Genomic DNA, 2,943 nt, shown 5'->3' on the forward strand with positions numbered 1-2,943 from the left:
TGAACACCGGCCCCTGATGAAAGACAAAGCTGGTCTTTTCGCGATCAAACACGGAAATTCCGACGACATCAGCCGGCAGCAGGTCGCTGGTGAATTGCAGGCGATTAAAGCGTAACCCGAGTGAAATAGCCAACGCGTGAGCCAAGGTAGTCTTGCCGACACCAGGCACATCCTCAATCAGTAAATGGCCGCCCGCCAGCAGGCATACCAGCGCCTGCCGGATTTGGTGTTCTTTGCCGACGACGACCTGGCTGACCTGTTTTGCAACTGCATGGATTTTTGCGAACATGGGGTTTTCTGTGGCCCTGTTGAATGGTGCTGCAATCTGGAGAATGAATCATACAAACTTCTTTGAAGTTAACCTAGTTCCTTTGGGAGCGGGGAAAAGTTTTAGTTGGGCGGCTTGATTTCGGCCGAGACAAACTACCAAGCATGGTGTTGGCATACCCCCTTTCTTGGGTACACTATGCATGGATTAAATGGAGCAGGCTTAAGTACACGGCTCAATTACCAGGCCCGGCGTCAACGCAGTCATACATTTCAGAAAGGCCTTTGGCGAAATCAAGTGACTACTGCTTTTTATACGCATCCTGATTGCAAACTGCATGAGATGGGTTCATGGCACCCGGAATCGCCGGCCAGGCTGCAGGCGATCGAGGACCAGTTGATCGCCAGCCGGATTGCTTCGCTGCTGGATTGCCGTCACGTGCCGCTGGCACAGGAGAGCGATCTGGAGTGGGTGCACAGCGCGACGATGATAGCTCTGGTACGCGAGCACAGCCTGGCGCTGGCTGGTACCTCCGGCTGTTACCCGCTGGATGCGGATACTCTGCTCAACGGCCATAGCTGGCAGGCGGCGTTGCGTGCGGCCGGTGCTGCGCTGGCCGCGACCGATGCGGTGATCGCGGGCGAAATCGACAATGCATTTTGCGCGATCCGTCCACCGGGGCACCACGCAACGTCGACCACATCGATGGGATTTTGCCTCTTCAATAACGTTGCGGTGGCGGTGCGCCATGCGTTGGAAGTGCATGGTCTGGAACGGGTCGCGATAGTCGATTTTGATGTTCATCATGGTAACGGCACCGAGGAAATATTCGCGCACGATCCGCGGGTGCTGATGGTCAGCTTCTTCCAGCACCCGCTGTACCCGTTCAGCGGTAACTACAGCGCAGGCGCAAATGCAGTCAATGTTCCGGTGCTGGCTTACAGCGACGGCAGCGTGGTAAGGCAGTTGGTGACAGAGACGTGGTTGCCCGCGCTGGAGGCACATCGCCCGCAAATGTTGTTTATTTCAGCCGGATTCGATGCACATCGAGAAGACGATATGGCGCAGATGGGGTTGCTCGAGGCCGATTATGCCTGGCTGACAAGGCAAGTGATGGACGTCGCCGCACAGCATGCGCAGGGGCGGATCGTCAGTTGCCTGGAAGGCGGTTACGCTTTGTCGGCCTTGGACCGTAGCGTAGTTGCTCATATAAAAGTATTGGCCGATCTCGATTGACAAACACTGCGTGAAGACGTCGATAAGGCAGGAGGCGACCATATGCCAGGCTTTGTTTACCGTTTGGGTTTGCGGTGGAACAAGAATAAGTCCGTACAATAGCGGTTTATTTTCGTCAGACAAGACAACGCATGTCCATACAATGGTTTCCCGGTCACATGAACGCCGCCCGCAAGAAGGCGGCGGAAGCAATGGAGAAGGTCGATCTCGTCATCGAAGTGCTCGACGGGCGTTTGCCGCAAGCCAGTTGCAATCCAATGATCGAGCAGTTGCGCCTGCATCGGCAGCGCCCCTGCCTTAAAATTCTCAACAAGAGCGATTTGGCGGACCTGGCCACTACCCAGGCCTGGATCAGCTATTACAACGCGCAAAAAAATGTGCAGGCTGTCGCACTGAGCTGCAAGAAGCCGTCTGATGCGGCCAAGATACCGGGTTTGTGCCTGGCGCTTGCGCCGCATCGCGGCACGCCGCTGAAGCCGCTGCGCATGATGATCATGGGTATTCCCAACGTCGGCAAATCGACCTTGATGAATGCCTTGCTCAAGCGCCGCGTCGCCGCGGTCGGTGATGAACCGGCGGTGACCAAGGTGCAGCAGCGTCTGTACCTGGGCAATAACATGGTGCTGATCGACACGCCCGGCATGCTCTGGCCCAAGATCGCTCATCCGAGCGGCGGCTTGATGTTGGCCGCCAGCCACGCAATCGGGAGCAATGCTCTGATTGAGGAGGAGGTCGCCACCTTCCTGGCTGATGTATTGTTGCTGCGCTATGCGCCGTTGCTGACAGCGCGCTACGCTCTCAAGACCGACGGGATTGACGGCGTAAGCGTGATTGAGGGGGTTGCCGCCCGCCGCGGATTCCGTCTGAAGGGAGGGGGTCTGGATCTGGAAAAAGCGGCGCACACGCTGTTGCAGGATTATCGGACTGGCGCGCTTGGGCGTATCAGCCTGGAAACCCCGCAGACGCGCGCCGCGTTGCTGGCCCAGTACCAGGAAGAGCTGGCGCAAAGACAGGCCGAAGCAGACGCCGCAGCAGCCAGCGACGACGATCAGGACCACGATCAGGACCACACAAGGTAAGCCATCCGCCTGGATGGCTAAAAGGTGAAAGCCCGCGATGACTTCAGGTTATCGCGGGCTTTTTTTACGCTTAAGCGCGCCGGATTTGGACGTTGATTTGACATTTGTTTGGGAGTGATTTTGTCCCAATATTTTCCTGATTTGCCGCCAATTTCACATTTCCCGCATTTCTTGGCGATAGCGCCTGATAGGTCATCGGAGCAGATCGCCGCTCGTGGCTACTGATCCACATCGACCATTGCTTTATTCGTACTAATGAGTCGCCCCTGAACAACCCCATCCCCCCAATGTTGGCGGGGCCCGATGCCTCAAAAGCGGTTGCGGAATTTGCAAGAACATGGAATATTTCTATTCAATTTC

At 56.3% G+C, this 2,943-nt stretch carries 3 protein-coding genes; 2 read left to right on the top strand and 1 reads right to left on the bottom strand.

Features of this window, described 5'->3' with window-relative positions; translation table 11 throughout:
- On the bottom strand, window positions 1–289 hold a 289-nt coding region (locus tag ACIQ0R_RS12140), incomplete at its 3' end, for an AAA family ATPase (protein WP_395827797.1).
- Between the two features lie 276 nt (window positions 290–565).
- Between ACIQ0R_RS12140 and ACIQ0R_RS12145 the strand changes: the two genes are divergently transcribed.
- Complete coding sequence (locus ACIQ0R_RS12145) at window positions 566–1,504, top strand: histone deacetylase family protein (RefSeq protein ID WP_395827800.1); 939 nt, start codon at window positions 566–568, stop codon at window positions 1,502–1,504.
- A 131-nt stretch (window positions 1,505–1,635) separates the two neighbouring features.
- The gene (gene ylqF / locus ACIQ0R_RS12150) at window positions 1,636–2,583 is read left to right on the top strand and encodes a ribosome biogenesis GTPase YlqF (protein WP_395827803.1); all 948 of its coding nucleotides are present in this window, start codon (window positions 1,636–1,638) and stop codon (window positions 2,581–2,583) included.
- Window positions 2,584–2,943 lie beyond the last annotated feature (360 nt).

The sequence above is a fragment of the Collimonas sp. genome, assembly GCF_044339385.1.
Classification (GTDB): domain Bacteria; phylum Pseudomonadota; class Gammaproteobacteria; order Burkholderiales; family Burkholderiaceae_D; genus Collimonas.

What these genes read in the sequence shown, in the direction of transcription:
- ylqF (WP_395827803.1), top strand. Translation starts at nt 1,636, where the DNA reads ATGTCCATACAATGGTTTCCCGGTCACATGAACGCCGCCCGCAAGAAG.